We start from the raw sequence: 22950 nt of genomic DNA on the forward strand, positions 1-22950 counted from the left end.
AAGCGAAATCGTTCCTTGTGCCGGGGGACGCGCGCCCCATCACTGGGGCAGTTGCGGAAGCTGCCCCTCGTCCAGGCGGGACGCCGAGTGCCATCACGAAGTGCGGAAGCTGCCCCTCACCCAGGAGAACGACGTGACCCATCACTGGGGCAGTTGCGGAAGCTGCCCCTCGTCCAGCACAAGGCCCGGTAGCGGATTCGTGCCGGCGCCCCAATGCTGTGCGCGTCGCGCTGCTGCCTGGAGGGCCGACAGGGCCCAGGTCCGGGTGGCCCCGTCAGCCAGCGCCACAACGTCACCGTAGGACGGCAAGGTGTCAGCTTCCAGGCCGGCAAGTCCGGCCGCGGGAGCCCCGAGGAACCCCGGGTCCAGGACGTACCCGGGTGGTTGCGGTGGCAGCGTCCCGCACTTCACCAGCGCATACTCTTCGGCCTGTGCGGCCAGCTCCTGGTGCTGCGCCAGGAATTCCGACGCCGGGCCGGCGGCTTCCGGAGGAAGGCGGCTGAGCGCTGCCTGGTAGCCGTACACGGTCTCCAGTTCAGCGCCAGCGGCTGTGACGAGGGCGGTCCCCAACCTGGCGCCTGCAGCCGGAGGGGTGGCCGGGCATGCGGAGGCTGGCGGCTCCATCTCTTGCAGCTTTGTCTCTTGGGGCTCTGTCTCTCGGGACTCCGCCGCTTGGGCCTGTGCTTCCTGGCCCCGTGCAGCTTCTTGGCCCGGTGCGTCGGGCGCCCCAAGCCGTTCGGCTGCAAGGAGTTGTGCCGTTCCGGCGCCGGCCAGCAGCCGTGCCATTCCGCCGTCGGCCGTTTCTGCGTCCTTGAGGCGTTGCCGGCCGCTGGCGGCGAGGTCTGCTGCGAATTCCGCCACTGTTGCCTTGGCAGCGGAACTCGAGGCAGGAGCACCGGGGGATGGGGGAGCGGCAGAGGGGCGAACCCCCGCTGACGAGGGTGACACTGTGGCCGATTCTGTTGGGCCGGGGGAGGCTGCATTTCGGTGCAGCAGCAGCGCCCGGGCCTGGATGGTCAGCAACGTCACAACCTCGTCAATAGCGTCCCCCGCCGGAGCGCCGGCCGCACCGCCCATTCCGGAAGCGGCCAGTTCCTGCCCGGCGGAACGCAGTTCCAGGGCCTCCTCCAGCGCGGCTGCCCGGGCCCGTTCGGAGAAGGGTGGTTCCGCAGGAGCAGGCGGTTCAGGCGGGATCAGGGCGAAACCCAAGCTGAGGACAAGAAGGGCCGCGAGCGAAAAAACGGCGTACCGGAAATAGCGCATCCGCGGGCGGTTTTCCTGGTTGTCGTCTTTCACAACAGACCATGGTGTCATGTCGAGGGGGAATCGCCGTGCACCAATGAACCAGTAAAATAGCTACGCTAGTACACACAACATCATCTATAGGGAGGCGGCCGGCATCATGAGCAATGCAGAAGCCACGGCTTCATCAGACCATACCGGAACGGGTAAGGCTGAGGCCGCACACAATCCGGAAGCTGCACGGCTCAGGGCGCTCCTTGAACCCTCGGTGCGGGCCAACCGCCTGTACTTGGAGGACGTGGCGATCCTTCCCGGATCCCACCGCGTGGTCCACGTGGTGGTGGACCTGCCGCAGGAGGAGACCGGCGGGGTGAGCCTTGATGTCATTGCCGACATCTCCAAAGTACTCTCCGACGTTTTGGACAACGATCCCGGTGACGACGGCCGCCCCTACGATCTTGAAGTCTCCTCGCCGGGCGTCGGGCGCCCGCTTACGGAGCCGCGCCACTGGCATCGCGCCAAGGGCCGGATGGTGAAGGTCAACGTCCTGCAGGGCGATAACGTGACAGGCCGCATCCAGGCCGTGGACCAGGCCGGCGTGACCATCGTGCCCGAGATCGCGGTCAAAAAGGGGATGAAGCCCAAGCAGGGTGATCCCATCAAGCTTCCTTTCGACAGGATCCGCAACGGAAAAGTCGAGATCGAATTCAGCCACCTCCACGAGGACGGTCTGGAACCTGAACACAATGGACCTTCTGAGGAGGCCTGATGGATATTGACATGAGCGCACTGAGACTTCTGGAGCGTGAGCGTGAAATCCCGCTGGACCTCCTGATCCCCACCATTGAGCAGGCGCTCCTGGTGGCCTACCACAAGTCGCCCGGCGCCTTCGAGAAGGCCCGCGCGGAACTGGACCGGAAGAGCGGCCACGTCACCATCTGGGCCGTGGAGATTGACGACGACGGCGCCCCCATCGGCGAGTTCGAGCACACCCCGGAGGGCTTCGGCCGCATCGCTGCCAGCACCGCACGGCAGATCATCCTGCAGCGGCTCCGCGACGTCGAGGACGACAACGTGCTGGGCGAGTTCAAGGGCCGTGAAGGCGAACTCGTTGCCGGCACCATCCAGCAGGGCCATAACCCGCACATGGTCCAGGTCAACCTGGGCGCCGTTGAAGCGCTCCTGCCCCCGCCCGAACAGGTGCCGGGGGAGAAGTACCTTCACGGCAACCGCCTGCGCGCCCTGGTGATCGACGTGCACCGCGGCTCCAAGGGCCCGTCCGTCACGCTGTCCCGGTCCCATCCGGGGCTCGTCCGGAAGCTCTTCGAACTGGAAGTCCCCGAGATCGCCGACCGCTCCGTCGAGATCGTTGCGCTGGCCCGGGAAGCCGGCCACCGCACCAAGATCGCCGTCAAGGCCAACACCCCCGGCATCAACGCCAAGGGTGCCTGCATCGGTGAAATGGGTTCCCGGGTTCGGGCAGTGATGACGGAACTGAACGACGAAAAGATTGACATTGTCGACTTCAGCGAGAACCCGGCCACCTTCATCGCCAGCGCCCTGTCGCCGTCGAGGGTGAATTCGGTCACCATCACCGATGAAGCCACACGTTCCGCCCGCGTGGTGGTTCCCGATTACCAGCTTTCCCTGGCCATCGGCAAGGAGGGCCAAAACGCCCGCCTGGCGGCCAAGCTGACCGGCTGGCGCATCGATATCGTTTCCGACGCAGCCGCCACCCGCGAAAACTAGGCCGTCCCCGTCCCGGGGCGGCCACGCCGGGACTGCATCGCGGTTTCGGGCAGAATGGCCCGGAGGGGCTAGAATAGAAAAGGCCGCGCCCAACGGCCGGCAGCCGTGTGCCTCGAGCATGCCCCTTCCGCTGACACAGCGGAGGCCAGGCATTCCCGGGGCAGCAGATATGAATGTCAGGAAGATGACCGTGGCAGTACTTTCCACCGGGAATCAACCGGAGCGCACCTGCATCGGATGCCGGAAGAAGGGCCTGCGGTCTGAATTGCTCCGGCTCGTCGCCGACGGCAGCGGGTCAACCGCTGTCCTGGTGGATGAACGACGCCGGCTGGCTGGCCGGGGTGCTTGGCTGCACCCCAGCGAATCGTGCCTGGCTCTGGCGATCAAACGGCGGGCTTTCGGACGTGCCCTTCCGGGCGCAACCGGAACTGCCGCCGTTGAACACTGGATCAAGCCGGAAACGAACGTTGCAGGCACCACGGCAACTGCAACACCAACCGTCCAACCTGAAAGCGGGTCAGAAATCTGATGGAAACCCGATGAGTTCCCAGCGATGAGTGCGTAACGATGACAACTTTGTTGCGCTCTGCAATGGGCCCTTCCGCAGTAATCGCGGCTGGGGCCCGCAGTAAGAAGTAGACGGTTCGTGCCTGGCTCGGTGCGGACCGAGACAGGAGAAATGTGGCCAAGGTCCGCGTACATGAGCTCGCCAAAGAGCTCGGTATTACTTCCAAAGATGCAGTGACAAAACTGCAGGAACTGGGCGAATTTGTTCGCTCCGCCTCTTCCACCATTGAGGCCCCCGTTGTGCGGAAACTGCGCAACGCCTTCCCCGACGCTGCTGCCAAGGCCTCAGCACCGGCGGCCGCGCCCAAGGCGGCCGCCCCGGCTGCAGAAGCACGTCCTTCAACTCCCGCCCCCGGCCCGGCAGCTCCCAAGGCTCCGGCTCCCGCGGCGCAGGCACCTGCTCCCGCCGCTCCCGAAGCACCGGCCCAGCCTGCTGCTTCGGCTCCGGCAGCACCCGCTGCCAGCCGGCCCGCAGCTCCGGCGGCTCCCGCTGCTCCGTCCAGCACGGCTCCGTCCAGCAGCACGGCTCCGTCCACCAGCACTGCTCCGTCCACCGGTGCAAAGCCTGGCGCACGTCCGGCCCCCAAGGCCGAAACTCCGGCTGCCCCCGCCCGCTCCGGCGGACAGGGCGGTTCGGCAGGCAGCTCCGCTCCCCGTCCCGGCGGTCCCCGTCCGGGCAATAACCCCTTCGCCACCTCGCAGGGCATGCCCCGCGGCCGTGGCGGCGATGGCGAGCGTCCTCCCCGTCCGGGCAACAACCCGTTCGCTACTTCACAGGGCATGCCCCGCCCCGGTGGAAGCCGCACCGACGGCGACCGTCCCGGTGGGCCCCGTCCCGCAGCTGGTGCCGGCGGTCCCCGTCCCGGTGGGCCCCGTCCCGCAGCCGGTGCGGGCGGTCCCCGTCCCGCAGCAGGTGCCGGTGGACCCCGCCCGGGTGCACCGCGCCCCGGTGGTGCCGGCGGAAACCGTCCCACTCCGGGCATGATGCCCAACCGCACTGAGCGTCCCGCACCCGCTGGTGCAGGCCGTCCCGGTGCCGGCGGCCGCGGCCCCGGACGCCCGGGTGGCGCTCCCGGAACCGGTGGTCCCGGTGCCGGTGGCGGAGCCCCCGCCGGCGGCGGCTTCGGCAAGGGTGGCCGCGGACGCGGTGGCACCCAGGGTGCTTTCGGCAAGGGCGGCGCAGGCCGCGGCAAGCAGCGCAAGTCGAAGCGTGCAAAGCGCCAGGAACTTGAGCAGATGAGTGCCCCGTCGCTGGGTGGCGTGAGCGTACCCCGCGGCGACGGCAACACCGTCATCCGCCTGCGCCGTGGCTCATCCATCACGGACTTCGCTGACAAGATCGAGGCGAACCCCGCCGCTCTGGTAACCGTGCTGTTCCACCTCGGTGAAATGGCAACGGCCACGCAGTCGCTGGACGAGGAAACCTTCGCGCTGCTGGGTGAAGAGCTTGGCTACAAGCTCCAGGTCGTCTCGCCGGAGGACGAGGAGCGCGAGCTGCTCTCCACCTTCGACATCGACTTCGAAGCAGAGCTCGAAGCCGAAGGCGACGAAGACCTCGAGGCACGTCCGCCGGTTGTCACCGTCATGGGCCACGTGGACCACGGTAAGACCCGCCTGCTCGATGCCATCCGCAAGTCCGACGTTATGGCGGGCGAGCACGGCGGCATCACGCAGCACATCGGCGCCTACCAGGTTACGCACAACCACGAAGGCAACGATCGCAAGATCACCTTCATCGATACCCCGGGCCACGAGGCGTTCACCGCCATGCGTGCCCGTGGTGCGAAGGTCACCGACATTGCCATCCTGGTGGTCGCAGCGGACGACGGCGTAATGCCCCAGACCGTTGAAGCCCTCAACCACGCCCAGGCAGCCAACGTGCCCATCGTGGTGGCCGTGAACAAGATCGACAAGGAAGGCGCCAACCCGGACAAGGTCCGCGGCCAGCTGACCGAGTACGGCCTGGTTCCCGAAGAATACGGTGGCGACACCATGTTCGTGGAGGTCTCTGCACGCCAGAACCTCAACATCGACGAGCTGCTCGAGGCAGTCCTGCTCACCGCGGACGCTGCCCTGGACATGCGCGCCAACCCGAACAAGGACGCCCGCGGTATCGCCATCGAAGCCAACCTGGACAAGGGCCGCGGTTCCGTGGCCACCGTCCTGGTGCAGTCCGGCACCCTGCGCGTCGGCGACACCATCGTGGCAGGCACGGCCCACGGCCGCGTCCGTGCGATGTTCGACGACGACGGCAGCGCCCTGACCGAGGCCGGTCCGTCCCGCCCCGTCCAGGTGCTGGGTCTGTCCAACGTCCCGCGTGCAGGTGACACCTTCTTCGTGACCGCTGACGAGCGCACCGCCCGCCAGATCGCCGAGAAGCGTGAAGCTGCGGACCGCAACGCCGCCCTGGCCAAGCGCCGCAAGCGCATCAGCCTCGAAGACTTCGACCAGGCCGTGGCCGAAGGCAAGATCGACACCCTCAACCTCATCCTCAAGGGTGACGTGTCCGGTGCCGTGGAAGCCCTCGAAGACGCGCTGCTCAAGATCGACGTCGGCGAAGGCGTGCAGCTGCGCGTCATCCACCGCGGTGTGGGTGCCATCACGCAGAACGACGTCAACCTGGCAACAGTGGACAGCGCCGTCATCATCGGCTTCAACGTCAAGCCTGCCGAGCGGGTTGCCGAACTGGCAGACCGCGAAGGCGTGGACATGCGCTTCTACTCCGTCATCTACTCCGCGATCGATGACATCGAGATGGCGCTCAAGGGCATGCTCAAGCCGGAATACGAAGAATTCCAGCTGGGCACCGCCGAGGTCCGCGAAGTCTTCCGCTCCTCCAAGTTCGGAAACATCGCCGGCTCGATCGTCCGCTCGGGCGTCATCCGCCGCAACACCAAGGCCCGCATCAGCCGCGACGGCAAGATCATCGGTGACAACCTCACCGTTGAGACGCTCAAGCGCTTCAAGGACGACGCCACCGAGGTCCGCACGGACTTCGAGTGTGGTATCGGTCTTGGGTCTTACAACGACATCACCGAAGGCGACATCATCGAGACCTTCGAGATGCGTGAGAAGCCGCGCGTCTAAGGCTGTTTTGTGCGGGGCCGCCTCCGAGTTTTGGGGGCGCCCCGCCCCTACGCTGGGCGGCAAAGGATCTTGCGATCCTTTGCCGCCCAGCTCCGGTAGGCCCGATGCCACTCCCGGGCGCCCCCAAAACTCTCCGGCATCGTCGTTGGCTCGCCTTAGGTAAGTGGCAGGTAACTGAAACGTTCGCGACGAGGCCCAAACCGCCGCCGTCGTACGTCCCACATTTTTCTTTTTATAGGAGTTGTTCATGGCTGATCCGGCACGTGCTGCCAAGTTGGCGCAGCGGATTAAGGTTGTTGTTGCTGAGGCCTTGGGCCGGAAGGTTAAGGATCCCCGGCTGGAGGGCATTACTGTTACTGATGCCCGCGTGACCAATGATCTGCAGCATGCCACTGTGTATTACACGGTCCTGGGGGACCAGGACGTTCAGGCTGATGCTGCCAAGGGCCTGGAGAAGGCCAAGGGTGTGCTTCGGCAGGAGGTGGGGCGCAACCTCAGCATCCGGCTGACTCCCACCCTTGAATTCGTCTCCGATGAGATTCCCGTTATCGCGTCCAACCTCGAGGAATTGCTCCGGGAGGCCAAGAAGCGCGACGCCGAAGTGGCCGCCCTGGCGGCGCAGGCCCGGCATGCCGGGGATCCCGACCCCTACAAGAGCGACGCGTCCGCCGATGTGGATATCGACGAGGACGACTTCGACGAGGAGGACTTCGACCTGACGGACGACGAAGACCTCGACGAAGACGGCCACAAGTAGGCCGCCAAGAACGTCAGCAGTGGGCCCGGACCATATGGTCCGGGCCTTTTGCTTCCCGGAAAACTTTGCTGGCCGGCTAGTCGATATGGACCCGGATCACTTTGCCGACGGATGGCTCTGGTGGAGGAGGCGCTCCCGGGCCGGTCGGGGCGCCGGACAGCGCGTCAATCGTGGCGTACAGGTGTCCGTCCTGGAATTCGACGGCGGCCGGCTGGCTTACCGTCAGGAATTCGGAACGGTGGTCCCCCCGGCAATCGAACTTCAGGATCATGCCACCGAAGAGCGAAGCCACATAGACATCCCCGTTGTCCGCGATGGCAAGGCCCGTGGGGCTCAGGATGCTGTCCTCCCAGAGCTTTGTCTCGCCGGTCCACCGGTTGACCTTGAATATCGCGCCACGTTCACCCAGCTCCGGGCTTTCCGGGCCACCGGGTAGTGAAGTCACATAAAGCCAGCCGTCAGGCCCAATCTCCACGTCCGTGGGAACAGGCTCGAAAGCGTATTTTTCACCAGCAACGCAAGCCGGCACGCCAAGCCCGCCCTCCTCCACCGGACGGGCGGCGCTTTCCGGAATAACCGCCGGCCGCGGCGGCAGCACAGCCAAAGTGGAAATGTGGCCGCTTTCGATGTCGACTTCCAGGATGGCGTTCGCGCCGGCGTCAGCTACATAGGCCTTGCCGCTCCGCACGGCCACGCCGTACGGATGCGAGTCAACAGTGCCCTTGTAGCGGGCGGGCGGGAACTCAGGCCACTGAGCCAGGCATTCGTCCGGGACGTCGGAACCTAGGCCGTAATGCTGATCGCCGTCCGGGTTGTGCTTGCGTTCGTAGCGGGCCAGGTCCGCGATGGTCCGGACATCTCCGTCCTCGTCGATGGACTTTAAGTAGCCTTCGAGAGCTTCAGGATCACCCACGCCAGCGCCCACACTTTCCACAAAATAGGTGGTTCCATGCCGGATTTCCACGCCGCCAACGTCCCAACCCGCTTTGGTCTGATAGAGCGTGGTGGCGTCGTCTTTGACCCGGCTGAGGAGGCCAGCGAAATTTTGGGTGACGAGAACCGAGCCCTCGGAATCCACCGCCAGGCTGAGAGGTGCTGCCAAACCCTCAACCAACGTGCGCGGCTTCGGGTGGTCGTTGGAACCCGCGGCGGCAGGCCCGGCTGGAAGGACTATCGCCGCGGCAGCGAGACAGGCGACGAGCGGAAATTTTTTCTTCATTTCGGTACTCCGGTTGGCGCCCTTGACGGGCCGGATAAGGAGCCTCGCGAGAGGTAATGCATTCGGAACCCCCGGCGCCAGATTATGCCTGCGGAGCAACGATGTCGCCGGAAACTACCCCCTATTCGGCCCCCTATTTTTGCCCCTAATGCCGGCCTCTTTGGCTAGGATCGAGCTATGAACCAGGCGGACCACGGCGATGCCAACCAGTACCTCGAACAGGCAGTGGCCCTGGCCACCCGGAACGTTGCCGACGGCGGCGGTCCATTCGGGGCTTTGGTGGTGACCAAGGACGGACGGGTGCACGAGGGCGTCAACCGGGTCACCCGAGATAACGATCCCACGGCCCACGCCGAGGTGGTTGCCATCCGCACCGCAGCTGCCGCCATCAGGCACTTCGACCTGCGCGGGGCAGTCCTGTACACGAGCTGTGAGCCGTGCCCGCTGTGCCTGGCGTCTGCCCTCTGGGCGCGGATCGACCGTGTCTACTTCGCCGCGGACCGCTACGGCGCCGCTTCCGCCGGCTTTGATGACGCCGTTTTCTATGACTACTTCTCCGGTGCCCGTCCGGAACTGCTGCCGGTCAGCCGGGGCGACGTGCCGGCGTCGGACGCCCCGTTCCTGGCCTGGGGCACGCACAAAAGCAGGAAGGACTATTAGGCATGGAAGTGTCCCTCATCAAATGTCCCCACTGCGGGAAGACCAACCGGATCCCGGCCAATGCCGCTGGCCGGCCCCGCTGCGGCAACTGCCATAGCGGGCTGCCCTGGATCGTGGAGGCCGGTGATGCCGACTTCAGCACGATAGCCGAACAGTCGCCCGTTCCGGTGCTGGTGGACTTCTGGGCTGCGTGGTGCGGGCCGTGCCGTATGGTGAGCCCCGTCCTGGACAAGCTGGCCAGGGAGCGGGAGGGAGCCGTCAAGCTCGTCAAGGTTGATGTTGATAAATCGCCCGGCTTGTCCCGCCGGTTCGACGTGCAGGCCATTCCCACGCTGATGGTCATCATTGACGGCAAGGTCGCGGCGCGGCAGGCGGGGGCCGCCCCGGCAGAGGTGCTGCGCACATGGCTGGACGGGGCGCTGGCCGGAACCCGGCGCTAACGGGAAGGCCGCTCAGGCGACGCGTTCCGGGAGCCTGGACAGGCCCTCCAGCAGTTCCTCGCGCTTGCCGCACAGCGCAATCCGCACCCAGCCCTCGCCGATGGAACCGAAGGCCGTCCCCGGTGCGAGGGCAACGCCTGACTCGGCGAGGAAGCGCCGGACCCACGCCCGGACATCGCCGCCGCTGACATGGGAAACGTCAGCCCAGAGGTAGAACGCGCCGTCGGCCTTCAAATACGGAATGCCCTTGGAATCCAGCACGGCGGACGCGGCGTCGCGGTTGGCCCGGTAGTGTTCGTGCGCATGCTGGACGTAATCCTGTGGCCCTGTAAGGGCGGCGAGCGCCGCGTACTGTGACGGCGATGCCACGCACGAGACGATGGACTCCATCACGTTGTTCATCTTTTGCTCCAGCCCGGGCGGGCACACCAGCGCGCCGATCCGGAGCCCCGTGAGGCCGTACGTCTTGGAAAGCGTCAGCGAAGTGAAGACGCGCGCCTCGCCCGGAAGCCGGTCGTCGAAACTTGCCGGACTCACGTGCGGCACATCGTAGGTGAACGCTTCGTAGCACTCGTCCGAGATCACCCACAGATCGTGCCTCCGGGCCAGCTCCACCAGCTCCCGCGTCAGCTTTTCGCTGAGGACCGCACCCAGCGGATTGGAAGGGGAGTTCAGGACCAGCACGCGGGTCCGGTCCGTGATGAGGGCCTCGATATCTTCGGTCCTGGGCTGGAAGCCGTGGTCAGGATAGAGCGGGTAACCCACGGGGACAGCGTTCAGGAGCCGGCTGGTCATGGCAAAGGTGGGGTAGCCCGGGTTGGGGATCAGGATCTCGTCGCCGGGGGAGAGCAGCAGGCTCATCGCGAAGTGCAGGCCCTGCTGCGCGCCGTCCACCACATACACGCGGTCGGAGCCAATGCCGGTGCCGTGGCTGGCGCGTTCCCGGAACCGGGCCGCGAACGCCTCGCGCAGTGCGGGGATGCCGGCGTTGGGGGTGTAGTTTGTTTCGTCCCGGTCCAGGCAGGCGATGCCGGCCTCGAGGACGTGGCGGGGGAGCGGAAACCCGGGTTCGCCGATGCTCAGGACCAGGGCCCCGGGGGTGCGCCACGCGGCCTCGGTGATCTCACGGATCTGGTTGACGGGCACCTCGCGGACGTGGGCGGCAAGCTCTGGCATGCCTGCCATCCTAACCGGCTCTTCAGCAGCAGGGTCCAAGCGGCCAACAGGCCGGATGCGTGGGCGGGGGCCGGGACCAGCGCCGATATACTGGGAAGCGTGCTTTCTGGACTGGTGATAGTGGACAAACCGCAGGGATGGACCAGCCATGATGTGGTTGGCCGGATGCGGCGCATCGCAGGTACCCGGAAAGTAGGGCACGCCGGCACCTTGGATCCCATGGCAACGGGCGTCCTGGTGGTGGGCATCAACAAGGCCACCCGCCTGCTCACCTACATCGTAGGTACCTCCAAGACGTACACGGCCACCATCAGGTTGGGCCAGTCCACGGTGACGGACGACGCCGAAGGTGAAGTTACTGCCACCGCCGCCACTGCCGGGGTGGGCGAGCAGGCAATACACGACGGCGTTGCTGCCCTGACGGGGCAGATCCAGCAGGTGCCCAGCAGCGTGAGCGCCATCAAGGTCAACGGCGAACGGGCCTACGCCCGGGTGCGCTCCGGCGAAGAGGTCAAGCTCGCGTCCCGCCCGGTCACCATCCACCGGTTTGAAGTGCACAGCATCAGCAGGCAGGACGAGGCGGATGTGGTGGACCTGGACGTCACCGTTGAATGCTCGTCGGGAACCTACATCCGTGCCCTGGCCCGCGACCTCGGCAACGCCCTCGGCGTCGGCGGACACCTCACGGCCCTGCGCCGTACCCACGTGGGACCGTACTCGTTGCAGCAGGCGCGCACCCTCGAGCAGCTCGCCGAAGAGCTCGATGTCCTCGACATGGCGGATGCCGCCCGGGCGCTGATGCCCAACCGCGAGCTTAGCCCGGAGGAAACCACCGAGATTTCATTCGGCCGCCGGATTGCCGCCGGCGCGGCCCCCGGCAGCCCCGCCGCAGCCACTGCCGAACGTCCCGCAGCGGCCTTCGCTCCTGACGGAAGCCTGGTGGCACTGCTGGCCGATGCCGGCAGCTTCGCCAAACCAGTTCTGGTATTCGCCCCTGGCACCGGCACGGGCACGGGCACCTCCGGGGCGGCCTGAGCGTGGACGCGTATTTCTACATCATCCTGGTGGTGGGTCTCCTGTCCACCGGGATCTGCCTGCTGGCCGGCATCCTGAAAAAAGCGCCGAACGACGTCACTATCCTCTCGGTGGCCGCCGTCGAGGTGGCACTCCTGGTGTACCTGGTGGGGTCCATCGTGCGGGTCATCGCCGGTGAGCCTATCGCAGGGGAGGCCTGGGAATTCTGGGGCTACCTGGCAACGGCCATGCTCCTGCCGCCTGCCGCCGTCTACTGGTCCATCCTGGAACGGACCCGGTGGAGCAACTTTGTCTTGGCCGCCGTAGGTGTCACCGCTTTGGTGATGGCCGCTCGTATGAACCAGATCTGGTACTGAAGTGGAAGAAGCGCGCAACGTGAAAAACCAGAACCCCGCCGCTCCCGGCACCGCCAAGGGCGCACGCTCCAATGCAGCCGGTGCCGGGAACACCCGAAACACCGGGCCGGGCCGCCTGCTCATCGCCGTCTATGCGGTCTTCGCCATCTCGGCCACAGCCCGCGCCGGTTACCAGATCCTCACCAAGTTTTCCGAGGCCCCGCTGGCGTACTTGCTGTCCGCGTTCGCCGCGCTGGTTTACGTGGTGGCAACCGTGTCGTTGTCCCGGGCGGGCAGTACGTGGTTCAAAGTGTCGGTTGCCGCCGTCCTGGTGGAACTCGTGGGGGTGCTGGTGGTCGGGGCACTGAGCGTCTTCGACCCAGTCGCATTCCCGCACGAAACCGTGTGGTCGCTGTTTGGCCGTGGCTACGCCTTCATTCCGTTGCTGCTGCCCGTCCTTGGCCTGGTGTGGCTGTACCGCCGCCGGCCGGGCGCGAAGCCCACTGCTGCCTGACCTTAGTCACCGGTGCGGTAGTACGGTGAGCCGGGGCACCATGCCTTCCCGGGGCAGGATGCGGACGTTGCCGGGAAACATGAAATATGGTTCACTGTTTCGTGTGGAGGGGAGTATCCCCTGAATGCTTCGTCGTCACTACGGCCGCCCCTGAGCGGCCCGGCGGGGCAGGCTCCCGCCGGGAGCCGGGAAAGACCTCCGGTTGGTGTATCTGACTGGAAGCGGGTTCCTTGATGAACGTCCCCCTATGGGCGTGGCTGGCCGTCCTTTTCTTCATTGTCCTGATGCTTGCCGTTGACCTTTTTGCCCATCGCCGGGCCCACGTGATCGGCCTGCGGGAAGCAGCCTTATGGTCAGGCGTCTGGGTTGCCTTTGGGGCCGGCTTCGGGCTCCTGGTGTGGCAGGTCTACGGTGCGGAGTTTGGCCAGCAGTACTTCGCCGGCTACCTGATAGAGAAGTCCCTCGCGGTAGACAACGTCTTTATCTGGGCCATCATCTTCACCTACTTCGCTGTGCCGCGGGAGTACCAGCACCGCGTACTGTTCTTCGGCGTGCTGGGCGCCCTGGTCTTCCGGGGCATCTTCATCGCGGCCGGCGCCGCGATCATCGCCAGCGCTGCGTGGGTGTTGTACCTGTTCGCCGCGTTCCTGCTGGTCACCGGCTACCGGATGATCCGGCACCGGAACGATCACGTGGACCCGGAGAAGTCGCGAGTGCTCCAACTCTTCCGCCGGCGGGTGCCTATGACCGATGACTTCCACGGCCAGCGCTTCCTTGTCCGGCGCGGCGGCGCACTGCTGGCCACCCCACTGCTGGCCGTCCTGGTCCTCGTCGAGGCCACTGACATTATTTTCGCCGTCGATTCCATCCCGGCCATCTTCGCCGTCACGGACGACGTGTTCCTGGTCTTCACCGCAAACGCGTTCGCCATCCTGGGCCTGCGGGCGATGTACTTCCTGCTGGCCGACCTCATCCACCGCTTCATCTACCTCAAGATTGGCCTCGCGCTCGTCCTGATCTGGGTGGGGATCAAGATGCTCCTGAAGATCGACGTCTACTACATTCCCACGCCGGTTTCCCTGGCGGTCATTGCCGCGATTCTCTCCATATCGGTGGCAGCAAGCCTTTGGGCCACGCGGGGCCAGGGGCGCAGGCCCCTGCCCGCACCGGAGCGGCCGCCGTTCGGGACAGCATCCCCGGAGGACATGGCGGCCCTGGAACCGTTGTGGCGCCGCCACGAAACCAGCAGGTCAAACCACTCATGACAGCGAAAGCGCCGGAGCATCCATGACGGTCAAGGGTTCCAGCGACAGCGGGGAGGAAGCTCCACGTCCAGGCGGGCCCGCCCGGCCCGCCTGGACCTTCCTTACGAACCATGGCCACGTCCTGCTCTCCGTGGCCCGGGACCCCGACATTCTGGTGACGGACATCGCCGAGAGGGTGGGCATCACCACACGGGCGGCACTGCAGATCCTCAAGGACCTCGAAACTGCCGGCTACCTGCAACGGGCCAAGGTGGGACGCAGGACGCGCTACACCATCCAGCCGCACCAGCACTTCCGGCATCCCACGACAGCGGCACAGGAAGTGGACGGGTTGATCCGCTTGTTCTCCGGAAGGCCGGCTCCCGGTGATGGCCAAGGGCGGTCAGCTGACCGGTAGCAGCCAAAACGGGTCGATTTCCCTTCGTCAGGGCGGACCCCCGAATGCAGGTAATCTTAGAGAGTTCCGCGGCCGGCACCGGCCCGAACATTGATACTTGCAAGCGGTTTAAGGCGAGGGTGATGGTCTACATCTGGAACGATCCGTCCGAGGTCCCGGCGGACTTCGGCCCATCTGTTGTCACCATCGGAAACTTCGACGGCGTGCACCGGGGACACCAGCAGGTGCTGTCGGAGCTGATCCGCACGGCCCGGATCACCAGGTCCAAAGCGGTGGCCGTCACCTTCGATCCGCACCCTGCCCTGGTCCACCGTCCCGAATCCGCCCCTGAGCTCATCATGGGGCTGCAGGACAAACTGGAGGCGCTGGGGGAGCTGGGCCTGGACGCCATCCTCGTCATGAAGTACTCGCTGGACCTGGCCAGCCTCACCCCCGAGGAATTCGTGGAGCAGTACCTGGTGGACTGCCTGCACGCCGGCCATGTGGTCATCGGCCACGATGTCAGGTTCGGGCGCGGCAACTCTGGAGACCTGGATACCATGAAGGCACTCGGCCGGAAGTTCGGGTTTGAGGTGCACGTGATCAGCGAGTTCGGCTCCGAGGGCTACCCTCTGCATGACGACGACGGCACGGACCGCCGCTGCTCCTCCACCTGGGTGCGGGAAGCCCTGCAGGAGGGGGATGTTGCCACTGCGTGCGCTGTCCTGGGACGCCCGCACCGCATGCGCGGCGAGGTTGTCCACGGCGCCGCCCGGGGCCGTGCCCTCGGATTTCCAACAGCGAACCTCGCCAGCAACGCCACGGGGCTCATCCCAGCGGACGGGATTTACGCCGGCTGGCTTGTAGACCAGGCGGGCAAGCGCTGGCCGGCAGCCATTTCCGTTGGCTCGAATCCCACTTTCGACGGCGTGAGCAGGCAGGTTGAAGCCCACGTGATCGACAGGCCCCACGAAGCGGTGGAGGACTTCGATCTGTACGGCCAGACAGTAGTTGTTGAATTTGTGGCCCGGCTCAGGGGAATGGTGGCATACCGTGGGCCTGAGGCACTGGTAGACCAGATGCGGCTGGATGTGGTCCAGGCCCACGACCTCCTGGCCAGGCGCTGAACCGTCCACAGCTGAACCAGCCACAAAGGCAAGCGCCGCAGGGAAAGGCAATTCCGTGTCCGTTGAGAAGAACACCAGGAAACTGGACGAAGGCATTGTCAGTGATTTCAGCTCGCGGATGAGTTATGCCTCCTACCTGCAGCTGCCAACCCTGCTGAGCGCACAGCAACCCGTCAGCCAGCCGGAACACCACGATGAAATGCTCTTCATCATCCAGCACCAGACCACCGAGCTGTGGCTCAAACTGGTATTGCATGAGCTGCGCAGCACGGCCGTCTGGCTCCGGGACGATGACCTGGGTTCGGCGCTCAAGGGCATTGCGCGGGTCAAGCACATCCAGAAAACCCTCACCGAACAGTGGTCGGTGCTGGCCACCCTGACGCCCACCGAGTACTCCCAGTTCCGCGGCTTCCTGGGCCATGCCTCCGGGTTCCAGTCGAGCCAGTACCGCGCCGTGGAGTTCATCCTGGGCAACAAGAACGGCAAAATGCTTTCGGTCTTCGAGTCCGATCCGGAGGCCCACGCCATGTTGGAACAACTGCTTAATGCACCGAGTATCTATGACGAATTCCTGGCCTATCTGGCCCGCCAGGGGTTCGACGTGCCGCGGTCTGTGCTGGAACGGGATGTCACCCAGGCCCACGAATTCAGGCCCGAGCTCGTTCCACTGTTCAAGCACATCTACGAGAACGCCTCGGACAACTGGGCTGCGTACGAAGCCTGCGAGGAGCTGGTGGACCTGGAGGACAACTTCCAGCTCTGGCGCTTCCGGCACTTGCGCACGGTGCAACGGACCATCGGCATGAAGACGGGGACCGGCGGCTCCAGCGGTGCTGCGTTCCTGCAGAAGGCCCTCGAACTGACGTTCTTCCCCGAACTATTCGCAGTCAGGACGGAGATCGGCCAGTGAGCACCCAGCAACAGCCCATTGCACGAAGCGCAGCAGACGCAGGAACGTCCCTGCAGCAGCGCGCGGCCGAACTCGACCGGCAGGACCCGCTCGCGCATTACCGGAGCCTTTTCATTGGTACTGACACACCCCTGTCCTACCTTGACGGAAACTCCCTGGGCCGGCCGCTCAAGCGGACGGCGGAGGACATCGGCGCCTTTATCCGCGATGGCTGGGGCGGCCGCCTGATCCGGGGCTGGGACGAGGAATGGCTGGAGCTGCCCCAGGCCATCGGTGACCAGCTGGGCCGGGCAGTGCTGGGCGCGGCGCCCGGGCAGACCATCATTGCCGATTCCACCACCGTGGTCCTGTACAAACTGATCCGCGCAGCCCTCACGGCGGTGGCGGACCCGGACCGGAACGAACTGGTCCTGGACACCGGGAACTTCCCCACGGACCGCTACCTCGTTGAAGGCATCGCCCTCGAGGAAGGCCTGACGCTTCGCTGGATCGAAACGGATCCTGCCGCCGGGGTGACCGTAGACCAGGTGCACCAGGTAGCGGGGCCGCGCACCGCCGTCGTACTTTTGAGCCACATCGCCTACCGTTCCGGCCATGTGGCGGACCTGCCGGCGATCACCGAAGCAGTGCACGACGCCGGGGCCCTCGTTGTGTGGGATCTTTGCCACTCCGCGGGGTCGGTGGAGCTGGCCCTGGACGGCGCGGGCGTGGACTTCGCTGCCGGCTGCACGTACAAGTACCTCAACGGCGGGCCTGGGTCGCCCGCGTTCGCCTACGTGAACCAGCGCCACCTCGCCTCGCTCAACCAGCCCATCTGGGGGTGGATGGGCCGCAAGGACGCGTTCGAGATGGCGGCCGGGTATGAGCCGGCTCCCGGCATCCGCGGATTCCTCAGCGGGACGCCGGCCATTTTCGGCATGCTCGCCATGCGCGGCACGCTGGACCTCATCGAGGAGGCAACCATGGCTGCCATCCGGGAGAAGTCGGTGCGGCTCACCGCCTTCGCCATTGACATCTTCGACGCCTTGCTGGCACCGCTGGGTGCGGAACTTTCCACGCCCCGGGAGCCGGGGGAGCGGGGCAGCCACATCACCCTGGACCATCCCGCCTTCGCCAAGGAAACAGTGGCGGGACTCTGGGAGGGGGGCGTGATCCCGGACTTCCGCGCACCCCATGGCATCCGGGTGGGACTCTCGCCGTTGAGCACCAGCTTCGAGGAGGTCCTGCACGGCATGTTGGCAATCCGGGACCGGCTGGAGGGCTGAGTTCCGGACTGTTTCGACAAGATTGGGACGGGGCCGGTAAACTGGACGATGGATCCGGCTGCAGTCCGTGGCGGCTGGTTCCTGTTGCTCGCAGCACTGGCCGGAATTTCCCTGGCACGTTGCGGCGGCAGACCCGGCAGTGAGTTTCTGACCTGGGCCCTCACGGCACATCCCTAGGAGTTATTGTGGCACTTGAAGCCGCTGTAAAGCAGTCCATCATCAAGGAATACGCAACCGTAGAAGGCGACACCGGTTCACCGGAGGTCCAGGTTGCAGTCCTGACCCAGCGGATCAAGGATCTGACTGAGCACATGAAGGAGCACAAGCACGACTACCACACCCAGCGCGGTCTGCTGGCCATGGTTGGTCGCCGCAAGCGCATGCTGAGCTACCTCAAGAAGACCGACATCGCCCGCTACCGTTCGCTCATCGAGCGCCTCGGCCTGCGCCGCTAGCCGGACTTTAGGGGCGGCCCTTTCCATCGCGGAACGGGCCGCCTTCTTCAAATGAAAAATTAAACAGGAGGATCAACCGCATCACGCATTCGCGGTCCTCGGTAGTGATCCCCGGGAACGGCTTCGTTGACTGAAGCCGGCGGCCCGTGGATCTCGATCGATGACCGGGTGCAGGGCCAGTAGACAGATGCTGGCCGGGTTGATGCGGCTGGACTTCCGTCAAACAGAAACGGAGGTGACTCTCTTGGAGGGTCCCGAAATCCAGTTCTCGGAAGCAGTCATTGACAATGGCCGTTTCGGCAAGCGCGTAATCCGCTTCGAAACCGGCCGCCTTGCCAAGCAGGCAGCCGGCGCAGCAATGGTGTACATCGACGATGACACCGCACTGCTGTCCGCCACCACTGCCGGCAAGCACCCGCGTGAAGGCTTTGACTTCTTCCCGCTGACGGTCGACGTCGAAGAGCGTATGTACGCTGCCGGCCGCATCCCGGGCTCGTTCTTCCGCCGCGAAGGCCGCCCGTCCACCGAAGCCATCCTGGCCTGCCGCCTGATGGACCGCCCGCTGCGTCCGGCGTTCGTGAAGGGCCTGCGCAACGAGGTCCAGATCGTGGTGACCGTCCTGGCTATCAACCCGGACGAGCTCTACGACGTGGTGGCCATCAACGCCTCTTCCATGTCCACCCAGCTTTCCGGCCTGCCGTTCTCCGGCCCGATCGGCGGCGTCCGCGTTGCCTTGGTCGCCGACGAAAACGGATCCCAGTGGGTTGCTTTCCCCAAGCACTCCCAGCTGGAAAACTCCGTGTTCAACATGGTCGTTGCGGGCCGCATCGCCGGTGACGACGTCGCCATCATGATGGTTGAAGCGGAAGCTACCGACAACTCGTGGAACCTCATCAAGGAACAGGGCGCCACCGCCCCCACCGAAGAGGTCGTCTCAGAGGGCCTCGAGGCTGCCAAGCCGTTCATCAAGGCACTGTGTGACGCCCAGGCCGACCTCGCCGCCCGCGCCGCCAAGCCGACGGTCGAATTCCCGGTCTTCCTGGACTACGAGGACGACGTTTACGCCGCTGTTGAGGCTGCTGCCACTGAGAAGCTGACGGCTGTCTTCCAGATTGCGGACAAGACGGAGCGCAACGACGCGTCTGACGCGTTGAAGGACGAAGTCACCGCTGCCCTGGCCGGCCAGTTCGAGGGCCGCGAGAAGGAGCTGTCCGCAGCATTCCGCTCAGTCACCAAGCAGGTTGTGCGCCAGCGCATCCTCAAGGACCAGGTCCGCATTGACGGCCGTGGCCTGACGGACATCCGCCAGCTCACCGCCGAGGTTGAGGTCCTGCCCCGCGTCCACGGTTCGGCCATCTTCGAACGCGGCGAGACCCAGATCATGGGTGTCACCACGCTGAACATGCTGAAGATGGAACAGCAGATCGACTCGCTGTCGCCGGTGAAGACCAAGCGCTACATGCACAACTACAACTTCCCGCCGTACTCCACCGGCGAGACCGGCCGCGTGGGTTCGCCCAAGCGCCGCGAAATCGGCCACGGTGCACTGGCAGAGCGCGCACTTGTGCCTGTGCTGCCGTCCCGCGAGGAATTCCCGTACGCCATCCGCCAGGTATCTGAGGCCCTCAGCTCCAACGGTTCGACGTCGATGGGTTCCGTCTGCGCCTCCACCCTGTCGATGCTGAACGCCGGTGTGCCCCTGAAGGCCGCCGTCGCCGGTATCGCGATGGGCCTGGTCTCCGACCAGGTGGACGGTCAGACCCGCTACGCGGCACTGACGGACATCCTTGGCGCCGAAGATGCCTTCGGCGACATGGACTTCAAGGTTGCCGGTACCTCCGAGTTCGTCACGGCCATCCAGCTGGACACCAAACTCGATGGCATCCCCGCCTCGGTCCTGGCAGCAGCCCTGAAGCAGGCCCGCGAAGCACGCCTGCACATCCTTGAGGTGATGGACTCAGCCATCGACACCCCGGACGAGCTCTCCGAGTTCGCACCGCGCGTCATCGCTGTGAAGATCCCCGTGGACAAGATCGGCGAGGTCATCGGCCCCAAGGGCAAGATGATCAACCAGATCCAGGAAGACACCGGCGCCGACATCTCCATCGAGGACGACGGCACGGTCTACATTGGCGCCACCAACGGCCCGTCCGCAGAAGCAGCACGGTCGGCCATCAACGCCATCGCGAACCCGCAGGTCCCGGAAATCGGCGAGCGTTACCTGGGTACGGTCGTCAAGACCACCACCTTCGGTGCCTTCGTATCGCTGACCCCGGGCAAGGACGGCCTCCTGCACATCTCCGAGCTGCGCAAGCTGGCCAACGGCAAGCGCGTGGACAACGTCGAAGACGTTGTCTCGGTGGGCCAGAAGGTCCAGGTGGAGATCACCAAGATCGACGACCGTGGAAAGCTCTCGCTCGCCCCGGTGGTTGCCGAGGAAGAAGGCGCCGAGGACGAGACCGAGCGCGCCCACACCACGGAACCTGCTGAAGGCGCTGACGTCTAGCAGTTCTCGTTTCCGGCACACAAGCATGAATCGGCGGGGCCGGTGGATGATCCACCGGCCCCGCCGCTGTTACGATGGCAGCCAGATCCCGGCTGCTCCTCTTGAAAGGCCTCAATGACTGTTGTACCCCTGCCGCTTGAGCAGAATCACCGCGGCGACACCCTGGTCCACGGTTCCGACGGCGGTTCCGAAGTCCGGCGTTCCGTGCTGCCCGGCGGAGTGCGGGTGCTGACCGAGGCGATGCCGGGGCAGCGCTCTGCAACCATCGGCTTTTGGGTAGGCGTCGGCTCACGGGATGAGGCGCCCGGACAGCACGGCTCCACCCACTTCCTGGAACATCTCCTGTTCAAAGGGACCAGGCGCCGCACCGCCCTGGAAATCGCATCGGCCTTTGATGAGGTGGGCGGCGAGTCGAATGCGGCCACGGCCAAGGAAAGCACCTGCTACTTCGCGCGGGTCCTGGATACGGATCTGCCCATGGCCATCGACGTCATTGCTGACATGATCACCGGAGCGGTCCTGGACCCCGCTGAGATGGAGCAGGAACGGGACGTCATCCTTGAGGAAATCGCCATGGACAGCGACGACCCCACCGACGTGGCCCACGAACACTTTGTCTCAGCCGTACTCGGCAACCACCCCTTGGGCCGACCCATCGGCGGCACCCCGGACGCCATCAAGGGCGTGGCCCGCGACTCCGTGTGGGAGCACTACCGGCGGTATTACCGCCCTGACGAACTGGTAATCACCGCGGCCGGCGGGCTGGAGCACGACATAGTCTGCGACCTGGTGGTGGATGCCCTCGAATCCGCGGGCTGGTCGTTGAAAACCGACGCCGCACCCGTCGAGCGGCGGTCCACCGACCGGGCGCTCATCACTGGTACCGCAGGCCTGCACGTGGTCAAGCGGGCGGTGGAACAGGCGAACATCATCATGGGCTGCCCTACGATCGTGGCCACCGACGACCGGCGTTATGTCATGAGCGTCCTGAACGCAGTGCTCGGCGGAGGCATGTCCTCGCGCCTTTTCCAGGAGATCCGCGAGAAGCGTGGCCTGGTGTACTCCACGTATTCATTCGCGTCCTCCTACGCAGATGCCGGCTACTTCGGCATGTACGCCGGGTGTACGCCCTCCAAGGTGCGCCAGGTCCTGGACCTGCTGTCCATCGAGCTGGAGAAGCTCGCCGAGCATGGAATTTCCGACGACGAGCTCCGCAAGGCCGTGGGCCAGCTAGGCGGCGGCATCGTGCTGGCCCTGGAGGACACCGGCTCCCGGATGTCCCGGCTGGGCCGCGCCGAACTCGTTTCAGGTGAGTACCAGGACATCGACGAAACACTGCGGCTCATCAAGGCTGTAACGGCCGAGCAGGTCCAGGATCTTGCGGCGGAGCTGGCGGCTGCACCCCGAACCGTCACCGTCGTGGGGCCATTCGAGGAGACCGAGAAGTTCGGGCTCTGACCGGGTAAACGGCAGGACAGCTTGGAACGGCAAGACTTGGCTGGAACGGCAAGACTTGGCTGGAACGGCAGGACATAGCTCTGGAGGTGAGGGGACAGTGGAACGGACCCCGCCCAGCCGCGCGCCGGGAGCCTTGGCCGGCTTCCTGGGCCACTGGCGGGGGAGCACCCGGTTCGCTGCCGGTCCTTGGGGGCCCGAACGGACCGTTGATGCCGAGGTCACGTATACCCCGGTGGCTGGCGGGTCTGCCGTCGTGCAGAGTTACCGCCATCTTGAACCGGATGGGAGTCACTTTGAAGGCCATGGCATTTTCACTCTGGATCCCGACCACCAGGACGTTTTTTGGTATTACGTGGACAACGTAAGCCCGGCACCGGCCGCCCCAGCGCGCTGCATGTGGCACAACGGGGCCCTTAAGGTGGAACGCCGTGGCGGTTCCGGGTGGACCCGTCATACGCTGCGGGTCGACGGCGAGGTGCTCACGCATGTGACAGAGCTGCGCACCCGTGGCGACAAGGCCGCGGGGGACAACGGGACTCAGGAGGAATCCGGTGGGGCCGACGGGACTGGTTCTGCCTACATCCCGTTTATGACCTCATCGTTCCAGCGGAGCTGACGTTTTCAGAGCGGCTTCGGATTACCGGCGGCTTCGGATGTCAGGAGACTTCAGGAGTTCACCATGTCCCACTCCCACTCTTTGAGCGGGTCTTTGGGCAGTTTCGGGGGCGCGGCGTCGTCCCACAAACTGCCGCCCCCAGGAGGATCGTCCGGGCTCGTTGGTTGAGCCTGTCGAAACCTGCCCATCGG

The 22950-nt window shown here is 65.4% G+C and carries 22 protein-coding genes; 19 read left to right on the top strand and 3 right to left on the bottom strand.

Annotated features, from left to right (window positions below; genetic code table 11):
• Positions 1-141 precede the first annotated feature (141 nt).
• Complete coding sequence (locus tag FBY31_RS20945; protein WP_235013153.1) at positions 142-1296, bottom strand: DUF4439 domain-containing protein; 1155 nt, start codon at positions 1294-1296, stop codon at positions 142-144.
• A 106-nt stretch (positions 1297-1402) separates the two neighbouring features.
• On the opposite strand from FBY31_RS20945, the gene rimP reads away from it, so the two are divergent.
• From rimP to rbfA, 5 genes are all read left to right on the top strand, one after another.
• The gene (rimP, locus tag FBY31_RS20950; protein WP_142044816.1) at positions 1403-2011 is read left to right on the top strand and encodes a ribosome maturation factor RimP; all 609 of its coding nucleotides are present in this window, start codon (positions 1403-1405) and stop codon (positions 2009-2011) included.
• The gene (gene nusA / locus FBY31_RS20955) at positions 2011-2991 is read left to right on the top strand and encodes a transcription termination factor NusA (protein WP_142044818.1); all 981 of its coding nucleotides are present in this window, start codon (positions 2011-2013) and stop codon (positions 2989-2991) included. Before rimP ends, nusA begins: the two co-directional genes overlap by 1 nt.
• 184 nt (positions 2992-3175) lie before the next feature.
• Positions 3176-3520, top strand: coding sequence for a YlxR family protein (locus FBY31_RS20960; RefSeq protein WP_235013154.1), 345 nt, complete (start codon positions 3176-3178; stop codon positions 3518-3520).
• Positions 3521-3672: 152 nt separating this feature from the next.
• The gene (gene infB / locus FBY31_RS20965; protein WP_142044822.1) at positions 3673-6645 is read left to right on the top strand and encodes a translation initiation factor IF-2; all 2973 of its coding nucleotides are present in this window, start codon (positions 3673-3675) and stop codon (positions 6643-6645) included.
• Between the two features lie 247 nt (positions 6646-6892).
• On the top strand, positions 6893-7402 hold the full coding sequence (rbfA, locus tag FBY31_RS20970; protein WP_142044824.1) for a 30S ribosome-binding factor RbfA: 510 nt from the start codon (positions 6893-6895) through the stop codon (positions 7400-7402).
• Positions 7403-7478: 76 nt separating this feature from the next.
• Here the strand turns inward: rbfA and FBY31_RS20975 are convergent, their stop codons facing one another.
• Complete coding sequence (locus FBY31_RS20975; protein WP_142044826.1) at positions 7479-8621, bottom strand: ScyD/ScyE family protein; 1143 nt, start codon at positions 8619-8621, stop codon at positions 7479-7481.
• Between the two features lie 177 nt (positions 8622-8798).
• Here FBY31_RS20975 and FBY31_RS20980 point away from each other — a divergent pair, with 177 nt between their 5' ends.
• Together FBY31_RS20980 and trxA are read left to right on the top strand one after the other, a co-directional pair.
• The gene (locus FBY31_RS20980) at positions 8799-9281 is read left to right on the top strand and encodes a nucleoside deaminase (protein ID WP_142044828.1); all 483 of its coding nucleotides are present in this window, start codon (positions 8799-8801) and stop codon (positions 9279-9281) included.
• Between the two features lie 2 nt (positions 9282-9283).
• Positions 9284-9721, top strand: a complete 438-nt coding sequence (trxA, locus tag FBY31_RS20985; RefSeq protein ID WP_142044830.1) for a thioredoxin — start codon at positions 9284-9286, stop codon at positions 9719-9721.
• 12 nt (positions 9722-9733) lie between these two features.
• On the opposite strand, the gene FBY31_RS20990 is transcribed toward trxA, so the two are convergent.
• Positions 9734-10897, bottom strand: a complete 1164-nt coding sequence (locus FBY31_RS20990; RefSeq protein ID WP_200833424.1) for a pyridoxal phosphate-dependent aminotransferase — start codon at positions 10895-10897, stop codon at positions 9734-9736.
• Positions 10898-10996: 99 nt separating this feature from the next.
• Between FBY31_RS20990 and truB the strand changes: the two genes are divergently transcribed.
• The 12 genes from truB (at position 10997) to FBY31_RS21050 (ending at position 22759) form a co-directional block, all read left to right on the top strand.
• Positions 10997-11932 carry a tRNA pseudouridine(55) synthase TruB gene (gene truB / locus FBY31_RS20995; RefSeq protein ID WP_142044834.1) on the top strand — a complete coding sequence of 312 codons (936 nt, stop codon included), beginning with the start codon at positions 10997-10999 and terminating at the stop codon, positions 11930-11932.
• A 2-nt stretch (positions 11933-11934) separates the two neighbouring features.
• Entirely contained in the window at positions 11935-12288 is a 354-nt protein-coding gene (locus tag FBY31_RS21000) for a hypothetical protein (protein WP_142044836.1), read from the top strand.
• Between the two features lies 1 nt (position 12289).
• The gene (locus tag FBY31_RS21005; protein WP_142044838.1) at positions 12290-12781 is read left to right on the top strand and encodes a hypothetical protein; all 492 of its coding nucleotides are present in this window, start codon (positions 12290-12292) and stop codon (positions 12779-12781) included.
• A gap of 233 nt (positions 12782-13014) precedes the next feature.
• Positions 13015-14046, top strand: a complete 1032-nt coding sequence (locus FBY31_RS21010; protein ID WP_142044840.1) for a TerC family protein — start codon at positions 13015-13017, stop codon at positions 14044-14046.
• A 22-nt stretch (positions 14047-14068) separates the two neighbouring features.
• Positions 14069-14443 (top strand): winged helix-turn-helix domain-containing protein, encoded by a 375-nt coding sequence (locus FBY31_RS21015; RefSeq protein WP_142044842.1) that lies wholly within the window; start codon positions 14069-14071, stop codon positions 14441-14443.
• 122 nt (positions 14444-14565) lie between these two features.
• Entirely contained in the window at positions 14566-15549 is a 984-nt protein-coding gene (locus FBY31_RS21020) for a bifunctional riboflavin kinase/FAD synthetase (protein WP_142044844.1), read from the top strand.
• 55 nt (positions 15550-15604) lie between these two features.
• Positions 15605-16459 carry a tryptophan 2,3-dioxygenase gene (gene kynA, locus FBY31_RS21025; protein ID WP_142044846.1) on the top strand — a complete coding sequence of 285 codons (855 nt, stop codon included), beginning with the start codon at positions 15605-15607 and terminating at the stop codon, positions 16457-16459.
• Positions 16456-17724, top strand: coding sequence for a kynureninase (locus FBY31_RS21030; protein WP_142044848.1), 1269 nt, complete (start codon positions 16456-16458; stop codon positions 17722-17724). Before kynA ends, FBY31_RS21030 begins: the two co-directional genes overlap by 4 nt.
• A gap of 185 nt (positions 17725-17909) precedes the next feature.
• Positions 17910-18179, top strand: a complete 270-nt coding sequence (gene rpsO, locus FBY31_RS21035; RefSeq protein ID WP_142044850.1) for a 30S ribosomal protein S15 — start codon at positions 17910-17912, stop codon at positions 18177-18179.
• A gap of 244 nt (positions 18180-18423) precedes the next feature.
• Positions 18424-20685, top strand: coding sequence for a polyribonucleotide nucleotidyltransferase (locus tag FBY31_RS21040; protein ID WP_142045621.1), 2262 nt, complete (start codon positions 18424-18426; stop codon positions 20683-20685).
• Positions 20686-20799: 114 nt separating this feature from the next.
• Positions 20800-22143, top strand: coding sequence for a M16 family metallopeptidase (locus tag FBY31_RS21045; protein ID WP_142044852.1), 1344 nt, complete (start codon positions 20800-20802; stop codon positions 22141-22143).
• A 97-nt stretch (positions 22144-22240) separates the two neighbouring features.
• A complete protein-coding gene (locus FBY31_RS21050) occupies positions 22241-22759 on the top strand; it encodes a DUF1579 family protein (RefSeq protein ID WP_142044854.1) in 519 nt (172 codons plus the stop codon).
• Positions 22760-22950: the final 191 nt, after the last annotated feature.

The organism is Arthrobacter sp. SLBN-100, assembly GCF_006715305.1.
Classification (GTDB): Bacteria; Actinomycetota; Actinomycetes; order Actinomycetales; family Micrococcaceae; genus Arthrobacter.

Coding starts and splice junctions, on each gene's coding strand:
- FBY31_RS21010 (WP_142044840.1), top strand. CDS start 13,015: ATGAACGTCCCCCTATGGGCGTGGCTGGCCGTCCTTTTCTTCATTGTC.
- FBY31_RS20990 (WP_200833424.1), bottom strand. CDS start 10,897: ATGCCAGAGCTTGCCGCCCACGTCCGCGAGGTGCCCGTCAACCAGATC.
- nusA (WP_142044818.1), top strand. CDS start 2,011: ATGGATATTGACATGAGCGCACTGAGACTTCTGGAGCGTGAGCGTGAA.
- FBY31_RS21015 (WP_142044842.1), top strand. CDS start 14,069: ATGACGGTCAAGGGTTCCAGCGACAGCGGGGAGGAAGCTCCACGTCCA.
- FBY31_RS20980 (WP_142044828.1), top strand. CDS start 8,799: ATGAACCAGGCGGACCACGGCGATGCCAACCAGTACCTCGAACAGGCA.
- rimP (WP_142044816.1), top strand. CDS start 1,403: ATGAGCAATGCAGAAGCCACGGCTTCATCAGACCATACCGGAACGGGT.
- FBY31_RS21045 (WP_142044852.1), top strand. CDS start 20,800: ATGACTGTTGTACCCCTGCCGCTTGAGCAGAATCACCGCGGCGACACC.
- trxA (WP_142044830.1), top strand. CDS start 9,284: ATGGAAGTGTCCCTCATCAAATGTCCCCACTGCGGGAAGACCAACCGG.
- rbfA (WP_142044824.1), top strand. CDS start 6,893: ATGGCTGATCCGGCACGTGCTGCCAAGTTGGCGCAGCGGATTAAGGTT.
- FBY31_RS20960 (WP_235013154.1), top strand. CDS start 3,176: ATGACCGTGGCAGTACTTTCCACCGGGAATCAACCGGAGCGCACCTGC.
- FBY31_RS21020 (WP_142044844.1), top strand. CDS start 14,566: ATGGTCTACATCTGGAACGATCCGTCCGAGGTCCCGGCGGACTTCGGC.
- FBY31_RS20975 (WP_142044826.1), bottom strand. CDS start 8,621: ATGAAGAAAAAATTTCCGCTCGTCGCCTGTCTCGCTGCCGCGGCGATA.